Genomic DNA, 14,356 nt, shown 5'->3' on the forward strand with positions numbered 1-14,356 from the left:
TTTTCAGGGTAGGATACCATGACTATTCTCGTAACCGGCGGGGCCGGCTACATCGGCTCACATTGTGTCCGGCAGTTGATTGAGGCCGGACAGAAAGTTTGTGTGATTGACAATCTCTATCGCGGACACCGCGAAGCGGTTCCGGCGGAAGCATCCTTCTTTCAAATCGATCTGCTCGAAACAGAACGTCTGACCGAAGTCATGAAGTCGCAGCGGATCGAGAAAGTCATTCACTTTGCCGCGCTGGCCTATGTCGGAGAATCGGTAACAGAACCGCTCCCTTACTACATGAATAACACCGCCGGCACGGTTTCGCTGTTACGGGCCATGCGTAATTCGCGCGTCAGCCAGATTGTCTTCAGTTCTTCCTGTGCCACCTATGGCATTCCGGACCAGATCCCCGTAACGGAAGAAAGCCCCCAGTCTCCTATCAATCCTTATGGCTGGTCAAAGCTGTTTATCGAACAGATTCTGAATGACTGCTCCCACAGCTATCCTAATTTCGGTTTTATTGGCTTGCGTTATTTTAATGTCGCAGGTTGTTCGCACGATGGTGCGCTGGGAGAAGATCACGACCCGGAAACGCATCTGATCCCCAACTGTCTGCGAACGGCACTGGGACAGCAGTCTCATATGACGGTCCTGGGGAACGATTACCCCACAGATGACGGCACCTGCATCCGTGATTACGTGCATGTAGAAGACATCTGCTCGGCACACCTGCTGGCCCTCAACGCCTTAAATCCGCAATCTAGTCGCTATTATAACATTGGACTCGGCCAGGGCTTTTCGGTACTGGACGTGGTCAAAACTTCGGAACGGGTCACAGGTCATGAGATTCCCGTTGAATTTAAACCGCGGCGTCCTGGCGATCCCCCCGTGCTCTCTGCCTCCAATAAACGCATTTCTGAAGAACTGGGATGGTCCCCTAAATACACATCCCTGGAAGAGATTATCCAGACCGCCTGGGACTGGTTCCGTACGCACCCCGAAGGTTATCGGACTGAAACTGCATCGTGACAACCGACTTTCCTGAAGTCCGTTTCCAGGGTACGCTTCGTCCTTCACAGGCTGAAGCAATTGCCGTGATTCAACAGCAGTTGAATGCTGGTAAAAAGCGGCTCCACATCGTAGCCCCTCCCGGGTCCGGCAAAACGGTTCTGGGGCTGTTCCTCTGGGCGGAACATGTCAGGCAACCTGCGCTGGTCCTGTCTCCCAACTCAGCGATTCAGTCCCAGTGGACCGCCCGGACAGATCTGTTCCAGTCCTCTGCCTGTTCCCATCAGCTTGTTACCTCTGACTCTGACCAGGACGCGTTACTGACATCGCTGACCTACCAGTCGGTTACACTCCCCCGTCGGGGAGATTCAGACGTGGAAGAAGCCGCTCTCGAATACTGGATCGATCTGTTGATTGCCCGGGAGCAGGCTCAGGATCCGCTGGAAGCATTCACCTGGATCGCTGACCTGAAACAGCACAATCCGGAATACTATGAGAAACGGATACGGACCTATCGTAAAACGGTGCGCGACCAGTTGGTCTTGAACGGAAACGCGCTCGACATGCTCCATGCTTCTTCCCAACAGACGCTCACACAGCTCAAGAGCAGGGGAGTCGGTCTAATCATCTTTGATGAATGCCATCATCTGATGGGACACTGGGGGCGCGTGCTCGCAGATGCGCATGACTTTCTGGAACAACCGGTGATCATTGGCCTGACCGCCACGCCTCCGGATGAAAAAGGAAAACTACAGGAAGACATCGACCGCTACCACGACTTTTTCGGGCCGATCGATTACGAGGTTCCGATTCCCGCTGTGGTCAAAGATGGTTATCTGGCTCCCTATCAGGACCTGGCCTATTTTGTGCGCCCCACCACGGACGAACTCACCTATATCGCCAATACCGACGATCAACTGCAACAGATCATGGAAAACCTCTGCAGTGAGAAAGAGGTTCTTCCACATTCGAGTGAAGCAGAGCCGCAGGATACTTCAACCTCCGAAACAGAACGTGCTGAGCCACTTCCCATCTGGTTACATTCTCTATTACAGAATCTGGATTTACCTTCCGGTAAGGTAGATGACTGGGCCACCTTTGAGCGTCGCGATCCGACACTCGCAGATGCCGCCCGTCTGTTTCTGCAACAGCGAGATATCGAACTTCCCTCCCATGTACCGCCGCTTGAAGTCACTGACATTGACGAAGAAATCCCCCGTCTGAATTACTGGGGGCCTGTTCTGGATCGCTATATCCGCCATCGCCTGAGGCGTTCTCCTTCCCCAATAGACCAGGAACTGGCGTCACGCGTGGTCGAACAGTTACGACTCCTGGGACTCCAGATCACAGAGACCGGCTCTCAACCCTGTGCCTCGCCGGTAGGTCGCGTCATCGCCTACTCGCAGAGTAAAATTCAGGCACTGGTTCCTGTGCTGCGGGCTGAGATTCACAATCTGGGGAACTCGATCCGGGCTGTCGTCATTGCCGATTATGAAAAAACCTCTGCAACCTCCGCCGAAGTGGAACATCTGCTCGACGAAGAAGCCGGAGGCGCGATTGCCGCGTTTAAAGAACTGGTCCGAGACCCGGAAACCGACACCTTGAACCCCGTCCTGTTGACCGGTTCCAGTGTGCTCGTCGATGATGACATTGGAGAATTATTACAGAAAACCGCAGAACAATGGCTGGCAGATCGTCAGATTGATGTGACGCTCAGCCTCCAGCCTTACGATGGGTTCCATGTGCTGAACGGCAGTGGCTCTCAATGGTCTCCCCGCGTCTATGTGGAGATGATTACCGATCTCTTTCAGCAGGGGCTCACATGCTGTCTGGTAGGAACACGTGGACTGCTGGGGGAAGGTTGGGATGCCAACAAGATTAATGTGCTGATCGATCTCACGACAGTGACCACTTCCATGACGGTAAATCAGCTGCGTGGACGTTCTTTCCGACTGGATCCGGATGTCCCCGACAAAGTCGCCAACAACTGGGATATCGTCTGTATCGCTCCTGAATTTACGAAAGGCCTGGACGACTACGAACGATTCATCAAAAAACACAAGCGGCTGTTTGGTGTTACCGATGACGGCTTAATCGAAAAGGGCGTCGGCCACGTGCATGCCGCTTTCACCGAAATCAAGCCCGAAGGCCTGGAAGGCTCCGTGCAACTGCTCAACAGTGACATGCTGACGCGTGCCTCGAAACGTTCCGACTCACGTGCATTGTGGCGAATTGGAGAACCATATCAGGGGCTTCCATTGAGAACGATTGAACTCAACACCGGAGGCAGAGCAGGGGGAGGGGGTGGCTTCCCGCCGTTCAGCGGAATGCGTCAACCCTGGTCGTCTCATTCACTTACCAAAGCAGTCAGCCAGGCGGTTCTGGCAGCGTTACAGGAAACCGGCCAGATCTCTTCCGTATCACAGTTGCAGGTAGGGAAACGATCCGGAAATTACATCCGCGTGTTTCTCGATCAGGCACCGGAAACCGACTGCGATCGCTTCCTCGAAGCCGTCTACCAGGTTTTTGGACCGCTTCAGGGAGCCCGGTATGTCATTCCCCGAGTTGTACATGAGATCGAAGACACCTGGATTTCCAGTCTGCTGCCCGATCTGTTAGGCCGCTACTTCCGAAAACGAAAAGAACAGCTGGCGATGGTCCATGCAGTCCCCTCCGATCTGGCCCGCAATAAAGAATTGGTCACTGTCTTTGAAAAATACTGGAATCAGTATGTCAGCCCGGGTGAAGCTTTCTTTGCCTACCGGGGCCAGGGAGCAGAGCTCCTGGAGCACGCCCAGCGCAACGGACTCTCACCACACACGAAAGTTCACCGCAAAGAGATCTTTGTCTAACATTCATAAAAACTGGCAGGTCACACAGATGTATGACCTGCCAGCGTCTTTCGATTCAGACCGCTGTAGTCGATCGTTCCTTCTTGCGACCAGGCAAAGACTTTTCGGCCACGGGTTTTCCCGCAAACGTGGCAGTCTGCTCCCGGTTCGAATCATCAGACTGTTTCTGTTCAAAACGGACAACCACCTGACGCTCTTCGAAAGAGAGTTCCAGCGTCGTCCCTTTTTCCAGCGACTGAGAGTTAATCACCTCGGCAATCACTGGAGTGACATAGCGTTCGATCGTCCGTCGTAAAAAGCGGGCACCAAAGTAGGGGTCATACCCTTTCAGTGCCAACCAGTCCAGAATGGAACGATCCGGCTGAATGGAGATCCGGTGCCGTTTCAATCCGATACGATCCTGCAACAGACGCAACTCACAAGCGGCGATCGCCCGAATATGATTTGCATTCAACGCATGAAAATAGACGATTTCATCGAAGCGATTCAAAAATTCGAAACGGAAATAATCCATCAGACGCCGTTGCATCCCCTGTTCCATTTCCAGTTCCGACGACAGGCCATCGGCAAATCCGATCAGACTTTTCCGGTACAGTTCCGCCCCGGCATTGGTCGTGGCGATGATCACGGTCGAACGGCAGGAAATGGATTCCCCCGTCCCATTAATAAAGCAGCCTTCATCAATCAACTGCATGAACCGGTCCAGCACCGGAGGGGCACACTTTTCAAATTCATCCAGTAACAGCACTGTAAACGACTGTCCCTGCAGACGCTGGGTCAGAATTCCCTGGCGTTTGGATAACACGTACGCTTCCGGATCGCCGAAGAGGGTCAAGGCAGCAATTTCCGTCTGGAAATCCGCCATATTCAGACGCACCATGCTGTCCGGTCGTCCCAGGAGGTACTCAGATAACTTCTGTGCGATATGCGTTTTGCCCACCCCCGTCGGTCCTGCAAACAGGAACGCCCCTAAAGGCCGACGGATATCACTCAACCCCGCCTTGATGGTACCGATCATACGGACGACTGCATCGACCGCCTGGTCCTGCCCGAGTACGCTCGCGGCAAAGTGCTCACGTACCTGCTGCAGTTCCAGTTTCACTTCCGGATCTATTAAAGAGAGCGGAACCTTGTGCACCTGGTGGAAACGGTGAATGACATCCCGTCCATTCACCTTCCGGGCTTTCTTTCGCACAACTTTGACCTGATTCAACAGATCCAGCACTTTGCGCGGCATATTCAACCGGGAAAGAAAACGATGCGACAGAAGCAACGCTTCTTCCTGTGCCGTCTCGGTAAAGCGAACGCAATCTGTCTGCTGCTGGTGTTCGGACCAGTCACTGACAATCTGACGGGCAGCTGACAGGTCCGGTTCATCGACTTTCAAAGCGACAAAGTGGCTTTCCAGATCGGGGTAGCTCTCAAACATTGCTTCCACACTGGTTCGATCACCTTCTGCCAGGAGCGGGCGATCCGTCTGGTAGGCATAGGACTGTAACAGTGGCTGCAGGTAATTGTCATTCAGGATTTCCATGTCGGAGAAAAACGGAACGATCTTTTCATCCGTCTCCAGTAACAGATCCAGAAGCTTCTGAAATTCACCGCGCAGATGATGCTCTTTCTTCAGACTGGCCAGGGCACGCCGGAATGACAGCTTCAGTATCCGTGTTCCCTCTAATACCTCTGGTCCCTGTCCGGAAACAGACAGCGCCACCAGTTTGTGGAACACAGATGATTTTCCGACTCCGCTTCCACCATACAAAATGGGAAATCGGCCAGCATTAATTACATCAATGACGTCACAGACCAGTTCATCCATCAGAAACACGGGTGACAGCTTCCCCGTCACAGCTTCTTTTGTCAGATCCCGCTCGAGCCACTGACTGAGTACGGCCTGTAAATTTTTCGTTTGTTTTGACATGTGAGTTTATTCCGCCAATCCGGTTCTCAGAAGAATCATGACTTCCTTCTTCAGCTCAGAAACCAGATCGCTGAAGAATCTCTCTAACATGATGACGTTTACTGTCTGCCCGGGGTTCGCAGTGCAGTCCCGGTTTCTTCATGAAAGTGAGTATCAGCTGGTAATTTTATTCATTGAAAATCAAAATACTCCGGATTGCCCAGATGTCAGTCATACTTGACTGACATCTGGGATCGTGACTGGTACAATATTTAGCATTATTAATGAATCCAGATTCCCACCATTTTCCCGCCCCATAATTTCGACAGGATTAACAATGACGCGCATACCATTCAGGCCAATTTGCCTCGCCTTGACGCTGATCGGACTCATTCTGCAGAGCTCCCTCGTTCCAGCTGCAGACAAAGTTCAGGACCGCCGCAAATTTCTCGGTCCGACTGCTGCCGATAAAAACCTGAGCGACTATTTTCGCTTTCATACACTGCGTCTTGCCAATCGCAGCCTGGCGAATATCAAAGACCTTAAGACCTGGGATCAGAAACGGAAGCAGTATCGGCAACAGTTGTTCGAAATGCTGGGGCTTTCACCACTGCCCCCCAAAACGGATCTTCATCCACAAATCACCGGTAAAATTGAAAGCGACGGTTTCATCGTCGAAAACATCACCTTTCAGTCACGTCCCGGTCTCTACGTCACCGGCAACCTGTATCGCCCAATCAAACAGGAAGGGAAGCTCCCTGCAATTTTGTATGTCTGTGGTCATGGAGGCGTCAAAAAGAATGGCATCAGTTACGGAAATAAAGTGCATTACCAGCACCACGGCGAATGGTTCGCCCGCAATGGTTATGTTTGCCTGACGATCGACACTCTGCAACTGGGAGAAATCGAAGGACTGCATCATGGGACTTACCGGGAAGGGATGTGGTGGTGGCTCTCCCGGGGTTATACTCCTGCTGGTGTGGAAGCCTGGAACTGCATCCGGGCACTGGATTACCTGCAGTCCCGTCCGGAAGTGGATGGCGAAAAACTGGGAGTCACTGGTCGTTCCGGTGGCGGAGCCTACAGCTGGTGGATCGCCGCTCTGGATGAACGAATCAAAGCAGCAGTTCCGGTCGCCGGTATTACCAATCTCAAAAATCATGTCATCGACGGTGCCGTGGAAGGGCACTGCGACTGCATGTTCATGGTCAATACTTACCAGTGGGATTACGCCCAGGTCGCTGCCCTGGTCGCGCCGCGCCCCTTGTTGATCTCCAATACCGATAAAGACAGTATCTTTCCCCTGGATGGTGTGGTCGACGTCTATCGCAAGGCGATGCATATTTATGAATTGTATGGCGCCCCCGAACATCTGGGGCTGCAGATTACGGAAGGACCGCACAAAGACACCCAGGAACTCCGAATTCATGCGTTTCGCTGGTTCAATCATTTCCTCAAAGGCGATGATTCCCTGATCGAAATGGCTGCGACGAAATTTCACACTCCTGAGGAATTACGCGTCTTTGAGCAACTGCCGACCGATCAGAAGAATGCCAAAATTCAGGAATCGTTTGTGCCCACTGCCAAACCACAGGTTCCGCAGGATTCAGCCCAATGGCATCAGATGACTGAAAAATGGAAAGACCTGCTGTTGAAAAAGACCTTCCGGGCCTGGCCAAAAAAGGTCGAGCCGAATGTTAAAGTACAAACGGCAACGCGTGACGGACTCACCCTGCAGACAATCTCGTTTGAGAGTCAAAAATACGTTCCCCTGAAACTGTTTGTGGTTCTCCCCAGCCAGGCCAAAGCACCTTCTCAGGTCACCTTGAACGTATTGAACCAGGGAGAGTGGGATCAGTTTCAGGCGGCTCTGGCACCACTGTTCCCTGGAATTGAAGCAGCAAAACAAGCTCCGGACAAATCTTCCGCGATCTTTAAAGAAATGCTGCAGCGTGTTCAACAGGAGCAGACCGCCATGGTCTATTTCACACCGCGTGGTGTCGGCCTCGATCAATGGAATCAGGATCCACGTAAACAGGTACAGATCCGTCGCCGTTTCTATCTGCTGGGCCAGTCTCTGGAAGGCATGCAGATCTGGGATATTCGCCAGGCAATTCATCACTTGCAGGCACAACCGGAATTCCGGTCGGCTAACCTCACACTCAAAGCCAGCGGAGAAGCAGCTGCTCTCTGCCTGTATGCCTCTCTCTTTGAAAAAGGGATCAGTGAGCTGGAACTGATCGGCATGCCCTCTTCGCATCAACAGGGACCTGCACTCTTGAACATTCTCCGATTCATGGACCTGCCACAGGCACTCGGAATGGCTGCCAGCCGCACCCCGGTCAAATTGAAACAGGTGAATCCGGAAGACTGGAAATACTCGACTCAGGTCGGCAAGCAGATGGGCTGGCAGGAAAAACAACTGCAAATCGAGAAGTAAATCGCTCGATTTCAGGTTAGATACGATCTCTCGCCGCGCACAGCGTTTGCTCAGAGCGTGCGCGCCGTTATAATCGATCTCTCCTGCCGGTTTCGGTGAAACCGATATCCTGCAGCCGAGCCTAGTGTGACAGATGAATATTTCATAAATGAGCAAGGTATTTCGACGTGAACCGTCCTCCACATACATCCGCACCTCTTCCTGATCCGACCGCCAACATGACCGAAGGCTGGCACTGCCTGCACCTCTATTATCGCGTTGACCAGGGAGTTTTGAACCAGCTTGATCAGTCAACCCGCGACGCCGGTCGCAAAGAACTGGCAGCATTGCTGGATCCCGACCGGGAGAATGCTCCCGTACGGATCCAGACATCTGTCGTTTCCGGTCACAAAGCCGATTTGCAGGTACTGATCATGGATCCGGATCCGATCAAGATCGATGGCATTAAGCAAGCCATTCGATCCTGTGGGGTGGGTCCCGCGCTCATTCCCACCTATTCTTTTGTGTCGATCACTGAGATCTCCGAGTATGTTCCCACACTTGAGCAGTACGCAGATAAACTGAAGCAGGAAGGCACTGATCCAGAGAGTCCTGCCTTTCAGGCGAAGCTCAAAGCCTATGAAGGGCGTCTGCCAGCGATGAACCAGCAGCGGATTTATCCCGAATTTCCAGACTTCCCGGTCTGTACATTCTACCCGATGAATAAATCACGTGTGCCCGGGGCAAACTGGTACATGGAGCAATTCAGCAATCGCTACAGTATGATGGCCGAACATGGCCTGAGCGGAATGAAGTTCGCCGGTCGGGTCGTCCAGGTGATTACTGCCTCAACCGGCTTTGATGACTGGGAATGGGGGGTCACACTCTGGGGCCGGGCACCAGAGCCAATTAAGGAAATCGTATATACGATGCGGTTCGATAAAGCCTCAGCCAAATATGCTGAATTCGGCCCCTTCTATCTCAGCTATATTTTGCCCCCGGAAGAAGCAATCGCCCATCTCAAACTCTGAATGGAGTTCAAGACGGGCGATGATACTCGACACATCTATTCGAAACGTTTCCGCTTAGCGGCGGAAACGATAATCGGAGTTGGCTTCACTGAAATCAGCAGTAGCCAGTTCTGATTTCAGATTGATATCGGTAAACGAATACGATTCGATCAGAGTCAGTTCATCCAGTTCTTCGGGTGAAGCAGAAGCCAGCTTATCCTGTGGCCAGCCAAATCCGCGTACGAATACAGGCAAACAGGTTTTCTGATCAATGTAGATCACGGATTTGCGATAAGTCGGCGATTCTTTCGCGTTGGCAAAGTGCGCGATGAAACAGAAACAGTCTTTTCCATCGAATTTCTGATTACTGAGCATCACACATTCCGTGTTCAGATTCTCTTCGAGATCTTTCTTACGGAAACCAATGATCTCTTCGGCAAGTGCTCTGATACCGGCCTTGGTAATCGGGTATCGCGATTCCTGCATTGCGAGCGAACCATGCGGATCCAGCTTCAGAGTAGGGACCAGGCGACCTTTCAGTCCGCCCATTTTCACCAGCATTTTCTGATCGTTTTCACCATCTACGTATAACAGTTCCTGCCCTTTATCGCCTACTACCCATTTCATATAAACACTGAAAGGTTTGTGACGGCATTTCAGGTTGATCACCTGATTATCCGAAAGCTCTCCACCAACGCATTCCTGTTTGGAAAAGGTCGCTGTGTAGTCGGGAACCGTGTCCAGCAGACGACATCCTTTCTCCAGCAACAGTTGGTTCATCAGAAGGGCCATCCGCCCGGTCAAAGTACCAGGCTGCTGTGGCACTTGTGTTTTCCCGTCCTGCTTGATTTCCTGATTTGGTTCAGAGAACTCAGTTGGTTTGTAGGCAATCACCGGAACCGGAATCGGCTTGGCAGCTGCAATCGCCATATCGTTGGGGTCGGCATCTGCCGGAGCAGGGTCGTAGCTGAAGTACAACACACCAATTGCTGCAGACAAAATGGCGGATGCCAGCATATTCGGGAGTTGTTGTTTTGACCTTTGTTTAAGCATGCGCATCATGCGGTACCGTTCCTTTTCATTAAGAAACTGCAAGGCACCGTCTTGTCTGAATTGAATCCGCGTTCCAGGATCCACTCATCCGTGAAAAGACGTCGCTCGGGCTTGCCCGTCGTGGTGATATGATCTGGCCAGCACACGATAGTCCCTTTGTGCGTCTGACGGATGTTTGTTCCCATAAAAGTTGTGCTCTCATCCATTTGAAAACGGAGCGTTCATCGACAAAACGGCCCTGTTTCAAAACCGGAGAACATTACGCAGTCTGCGTATTCCCGATCCTGACAGTCTCTGCGTCCAACACAACCTCACTGTTGAGTGTGGACAATGATCAATTCGGGGGTGGCTATACCTAAAAATTCGTCATTTTTCCCGGAAAATTATTAGCGAAACTCTGCTCCCCCTTTGAATCCATTACGTTCTTAGCCACCAAGGGGTTCAGATCAGATTAAACCGCCACACTCAACCAGAACACCCCATATTCACAACAACCAGGCTCCCTTCAAGAAGTGCTGGTGGATGTGATTCATGGTAAAAAATACATTCACCAGGTTTTATTTTTCTAAGACTCTCAATTAGAATAACTTACAGTCATTAATCACGATTCACTCTGATGCAGGGAGCACCTGCAATCGTCTGCAAAAGGGGCAGCAATATGATATTTTCCCGGCGCTCATTTCTTCAATCAGCTACTGCCACTCTGTTCACAAGCACTCTCACCCAACTGGCATCAGCCGCACTCGCTAAAGATTCCCTGCGACGTTTAATGAATCTTGATCTCTCCTGTGGTCGCATTGGTGTGAAAGCAGACCAGAAACAGGCAATTGATTATGCAACCCAGTACGGCTTCGAAGCAGTTGTTCCTGAAGCCGGATATCTGGGAAAACTCTCTGACAGTCAGTTGGACGAATTAAAAGCAGAGATGAAAGAGAAAAAGCTGGTCTTCAGTGCTGCCGGGATGCCCGTTGATTTTCGGAATGAAGAGTCCAAATTCCAGCAGGGGCTGCAGTCACTGCCGGCTTATGCGACCGCACTGGAACGGGCGGGCGTCACCCGCACGGGAACCTGGCTGATGCCCACCCACGCTGAGCTGACCTACAACGCTAACTTCAAACGGCATGCGAAGCGTTTAAAGGCGGTTTCCCGGATCCTCGCCGATCACGGTCTGCGGTTCGGTCTGGAATACGTAGGTCCCAAGACACTCTGGTCGAGTAAAAAGTACCCGTTTATTCACTCCATGCCGGAAGCACAGGAGTTAATCGCCGCAATCGATGTCAAAGGTGTCGGTCTGATTCTGGACAGCTGGCACTGGTATACGGCTCACGAAACAAAGGACGATATTCTGTCACTCACCAATGACCAGATCGTCGCCGTCGATTTGAACGATGCCCCGAAAGGACTGGAAATTGACCAACAGATTGACCAGAAACGTGAACTGCCGATGGCAACCGGTGTCATCGATCTGGCCTCCTTCCTGAACGCCTTGAACCAGATTCGCTATGACGGCCCGGTCCGTGCAGAACCTTTCAACGCAGAACTCCGGAAAATGCCAGCCGATCAGGCCGTCGCCGCAACGGCAACAGCAATGAAGAAAGCGTTTGCCTTAATCAACTGATTTTTCTGTTGAGGGCTTCTCTTTGGCAATCGAAATTTCAATCGTCACCGGTGTGCCCCGCGGGGGAATTTTGACCTTGTTCGCTTCGAACAGCAGATTTCCTTCGCCGGAGGCAGAGCTTTCGATGCTGACATCGATAATCGCGGTTGGAAAGTTAGCGACGCAGATCAGATCCCCACTTTCGGCGTGATAATACTTTTCTCCGGTCATCTCATCGATCGAGAAGCCGCTGCCGGCAAAGACCCAGTCCGCTTCCATCAGTCGGGGCCGGGTCTTTTCGTAGAATTTTTTAATCGCTGCCTGGTAGGTTTTGTTGTCAGACTTCGCAAGGAACTGATCCCGTTCCTTTTTGGTCATTTCACCAAACCAGATCAGCTCTTTATACTTGTCGTCGTACCGCAGTTCTGTTTTCTTATCGATGACCACACCGGGCGGCAGTTGATCCAGCTTTGCCGTAAAGTAACGGGAGGTCGAGGAACGAATCCATTTCTGTGCCTGTTCGCGATGTACTTTTCCCGCTTTATCTTTCCACTCCAGGATAAGATCCAGCTTCTGGCCTGTCGGCGGCTGAAACTTCGGAGTGAACTTAACCGGGGTTCCCGCTTGGGCCCCCATTGCCAGCAGTCCCGCGTGGATCGCTTTTGCTGACGAGTCGATGGAAAGAATCGACTCATGTTCTTTCGTCTGCTTCTTGCAGCACAGCATCTCCAGCACGCCTTCCACCAGACAGACATGCGTTTTCAGGTAGAGTTTTTTATGCTTCAGATCCAACAGCACCGTTTTCTGTTTATTAAGGGGGACCAGATCACTTTGATCCTGCTTTTCCCCTTTTGCTTCGGGCTGCTCTGACTGCTTCTCAGTTATATTTTTTTTAACTGGCTCAGCCGCCTGCAAACACAGCCCTCCCACGAAAATAAACAGTAAAAAACATGCAGACCGGATTCTTAAATAGGATTGCTTCATCAAATCATCTCACAAAGTGAAAACACAAACAGCCCCGTCAGTGACATACTGTTATTCTAGGTACTTATTATCAAAAGTCTTCCCTGATTCAGAGGGAAATTTCAGATCTTGGCGGAAGCAGCGAATCCCGCCAGCCAGTCTGCGTAATCTGCCACAATCTGCTCCCGCTGCGGTTCAAATTCCAGTGTATGCCGTGCGGAGGGATATGAAATCAGGCGCTTGTGTTCTGATCTGATCTGGTGAAACCAGGCTTCAGTGGCCCGGTGATCGATAATCTGATCATTTCCCGCCAGTTGACAGAATACAGGACAGGTCATCTGCTCGGCAGACCGATCCACCAGTCGGTCCAGTTCCCGGTTTGCCAATAGGAAAGAGACAGTGACCTCATGCAGCGCCAGTGGATCGTTGCGGATAAAACTCTGCCAACCGGGGTCTCCTGTAAACAAAACTGGATCATTAAGCGGTATTTCGACTCGTTTCTGACGCACTCCCAGTTTTTCGGCCAGTTTCAACTGCAGCTTCTGTAAACTGTTCGGCCTGATGCGTGCTTTGATCCCGGGGTAGAGCAGCGCTACTCCATCCATCAGATCCGGTCGCAGAGAAGCCACGACTACCGCCAGTTTTGCCCCCCAACTCATGGCCTGCAGAATTAGCGGTGTAGCCTCTCCCGAGGCTCTGTCAGCACGCACCCAGGTTAAGATCTGCACCACATCCTGCACCAGACGCTGCCAATGCGGCGCATCGCCACGCTGTTCCCGATTCAGCCCCGATCCCCGGCGGTCAAAAAAGAAAACCTGATAACCTTCCTCACAAAGCTGTCGACAGGAAGCTTCATACCAACCGGAATGGCTCTGAATTCCGTGTAACACAACCAGTGTTCCCCTTACTGAATCCTTTTCTGGGATCCAGACACGACCTTTCAGCCGGTAATTATCAGAGGCCGCAAATTCCTGTATGACGGGTTCTACCATAAGTCTCAGACAAGCATCGTTTCTAAAACTCGGGCATAACCGCCGAATGTCCCCTGATCGAACAGGACGAATTTGACGACTTCCAGTTGATTGGTAGACTCCAGCCGTGTCGCAACAGTCTTCAGCGCGACATCAGCGGCGAGATCAACCGGATATCCATAAACTCCTGTGCTGATGGAAGGAAAGGCCAGACTTCGACACTGTAGTTTTTCCCCCAGCGAAAGACAGGTCTGATAGGCGGACTGCAGGAGCTCTCTCTCCTGATTTCCACCGCCCCTCCAGATCGGCCCCACCGCATGAAAGATATATTTCGCGTTCAGGTTTCCAGCAGTCGTTTCTACGGCGCTGCCCGTCGGGCATCCATCCGGATAACGTCGCTTGAGTTCGGCCATGATTTCCGGACCGGCTGCGTTATGGATCGCACCATCCACACCTCCGCCCCCGGCGAGCATGGCATTCGCGGCATTGACGATGGCATCAACCCGTTGTGTGGTAATATCTCCCAGAACCAGCTCAATCCGGGCAGATCCAAACTGTACGATCATGGGCTTACATTCTATGATACGGACTA

10 protein-coding genes are annotated in these 14,356 nt (G+C 51.8%); 5 read left to right on the forward strand and 5 right to left on the reverse strand.

What is annotated here, in order from left to right:
* The first annotated feature begins 18 nt into the window (after nucleotides 1-18).
* Together galE and Enr10x_RS09555 are read left to right on the forward strand one after the other, a co-directional pair.
* Complete coding sequence (galE, locus tag Enr10x_RS09550; protein ID WP_145448881.1) at nucleotides 19-1,020, forward strand: UDP-glucose 4-epimerase GalE; 1,002 nt, start codon at nucleotides 19-21, stop codon at nucleotides 1,018-1,020.
* Entirely contained in the window at nucleotides 1,017-3,851 is a 2,835-nt protein-coding gene (locus Enr10x_RS09555; protein WP_145448882.1) for a DEAD/DEAH box helicase, read from the forward strand. Before galE ends, Enr10x_RS09555 begins: the two co-directional genes overlap by 4 nt.
* Nucleotides 3,852-3,906: 55 nt before the next feature.
* Here Enr10x_RS09555 and Enr10x_RS09560 read toward each other — a convergent pair whose 3' ends face one another.
* Entirely contained in the window at nucleotides 3,907-5,772 is a 1,866-nt protein-coding gene (locus tag Enr10x_RS09560; protein ID WP_145448883.1) for an AAA family ATPase, read from the reverse strand.
* 316 nt (nucleotides 5,773-6,088) lie between these two features.
* On the opposite strand from Enr10x_RS09560, the gene Enr10x_RS09565 reads away from it, so the two are divergent.
* Together Enr10x_RS09565 and hemQ are read left to right on the forward strand one after the other, a co-directional pair.
* Complete coding sequence (locus Enr10x_RS09565; RefSeq protein ID WP_145448884.1) at nucleotides 6,089-8,191, forward strand: alpha/beta hydrolase family protein; 2,103 nt, start codon at nucleotides 6,089-6,091, stop codon at nucleotides 8,189-8,191.
* A 167-nt stretch (nucleotides 8,192-8,358) separates the two neighbouring features.
* On the forward strand, nucleotides 8,359-9,201 hold the full coding sequence (gene hemQ / locus Enr10x_RS09570; RefSeq protein WP_232093281.1) for a hydrogen peroxide-dependent heme synthase: 843 nt from the start codon (nucleotides 8,359-8,361) through the stop codon (nucleotides 9,199-9,201).
* A gap of 54 nt (nucleotides 9,202-9,255) precedes the next feature.
* Here hemQ and Enr10x_RS09575 read toward each other — a convergent pair whose 3' ends face one another.
* Nucleotides 9,256-10,242: a DUF1571 domain-containing protein gene (locus Enr10x_RS09575; RefSeq protein WP_145108622.1), complete on the reverse strand. Its 987-nt coding sequence runs from the start codon at nucleotides 10,240-10,242 to the stop codon at nucleotides 9,256-9,258.
* Between the two features lie 760 nt (nucleotides 10,243-11,002).
* On the opposite strand from Enr10x_RS09575, the gene Enr10x_RS09580 reads away from it, so the two are divergent.
* Nucleotides 11,003-11,851: a sugar phosphate isomerase/epimerase family protein gene (locus Enr10x_RS09580; protein WP_232093283.1), complete on the forward strand. Its 849-nt coding sequence runs from the start codon at nucleotides 11,003-11,005 to the stop codon at nucleotides 11,849-11,851.
* Here Enr10x_RS09580 and Enr10x_RS09585 read toward each other — a convergent pair.
* The 3 genes from Enr10x_RS09585 to Enr10x_RS09595 form a co-directional block, all read right to left on the reverse strand.
* Nucleotides 11,840-12,814 (reverse strand): YdjY domain-containing protein, encoded by a 975-nt coding sequence (locus Enr10x_RS09585; RefSeq protein WP_197996552.1) that lies wholly within the window; start codon nucleotides 12,812-12,814, stop codon nucleotides 11,840-11,842. The two genes, Enr10x_RS09580 and Enr10x_RS09585, sit on opposite strands and share 12 nt — an antisense overlap.
* Before the next feature lie 101 nt (nucleotides 12,815-12,915).
* Complete coding sequence (locus Enr10x_RS09590; protein ID WP_145448886.1) at nucleotides 12,916-13,785, reverse strand: alpha/beta fold hydrolase; 870 nt, start codon at nucleotides 13,783-13,785, stop codon at nucleotides 12,916-12,918.
* A 5-nt stretch (nucleotides 13,786-13,790) separates the two neighbouring features.
* A complete protein-coding gene (locus Enr10x_RS09595) occupies nucleotides 13,791-14,330 on the reverse strand; it encodes an O-acetyl-ADP-ribose deacetylase (protein ID WP_145108613.1) in 540 nt (179 codons plus the stop codon).
* Between the last annotated feature and the right edge of the window lie 26 nt (nucleotides 14,331-14,356).

This window comes from Gimesia panareensis, from assembly GCF_007748155.1.
Taxonomy (GTDB): Bacteria; Planctomycetota; Planctomycetia; order Planctomycetales; family Planctomycetaceae; genus Gimesia; species Gimesia panareensis.

Coding starts and splice junctions, on each gene's coding strand:
- Enr10x_RS09585 (WP_197996552.1), bottom strand. CDS start 12,814: ATGAAGCAATCCTATTTAAGAATCCGGTCTGCATGTTTTTTACTGTTT.
- Enr10x_RS09595 (WP_145108613.1), bottom strand. CDS start 14,330: ATGATCGTACAGTTTGGATCTGCCCGGATTGAGCTGGTTCTGGGAGAT.
- Enr10x_RS09565 (WP_145448884.1), top strand. CDS start 6,089: ATGACGCGCATACCATTCAGGCCAATTTGCCTCGCCTTGACGCTGATC.
- Enr10x_RS09575 (WP_145108622.1), bottom strand. CDS start 10,242: ATGATGCGCATGCTTAAACAAAGGTCAAAACAACAACTCCCGAATATG.
- Enr10x_RS09590 (WP_145448886.1), bottom strand. CDS start 13,785: ATGGTAGAACCCGTCATACAGGAATTTGCGGCCTCTGATAATTACCGG.
- galE (WP_145448881.1), top strand. CDS start 19: ATGACTATTCTCGTAACCGGCGGGGCCGGCTACATCGGCTCACATTGT.
- Enr10x_RS09560 (WP_145448883.1), bottom strand. CDS start 5,772: ATGTCAAAACAAACGAAAAATTTACAGGCCGTACTCAGTCAGTGGCTC.
- Enr10x_RS09580 (WP_232093283.1), top strand. CDS start 11,003: ATGAATCTTGATCTCTCCTGTGGTCGCATTGGTGTGAAAGCAGACCAG.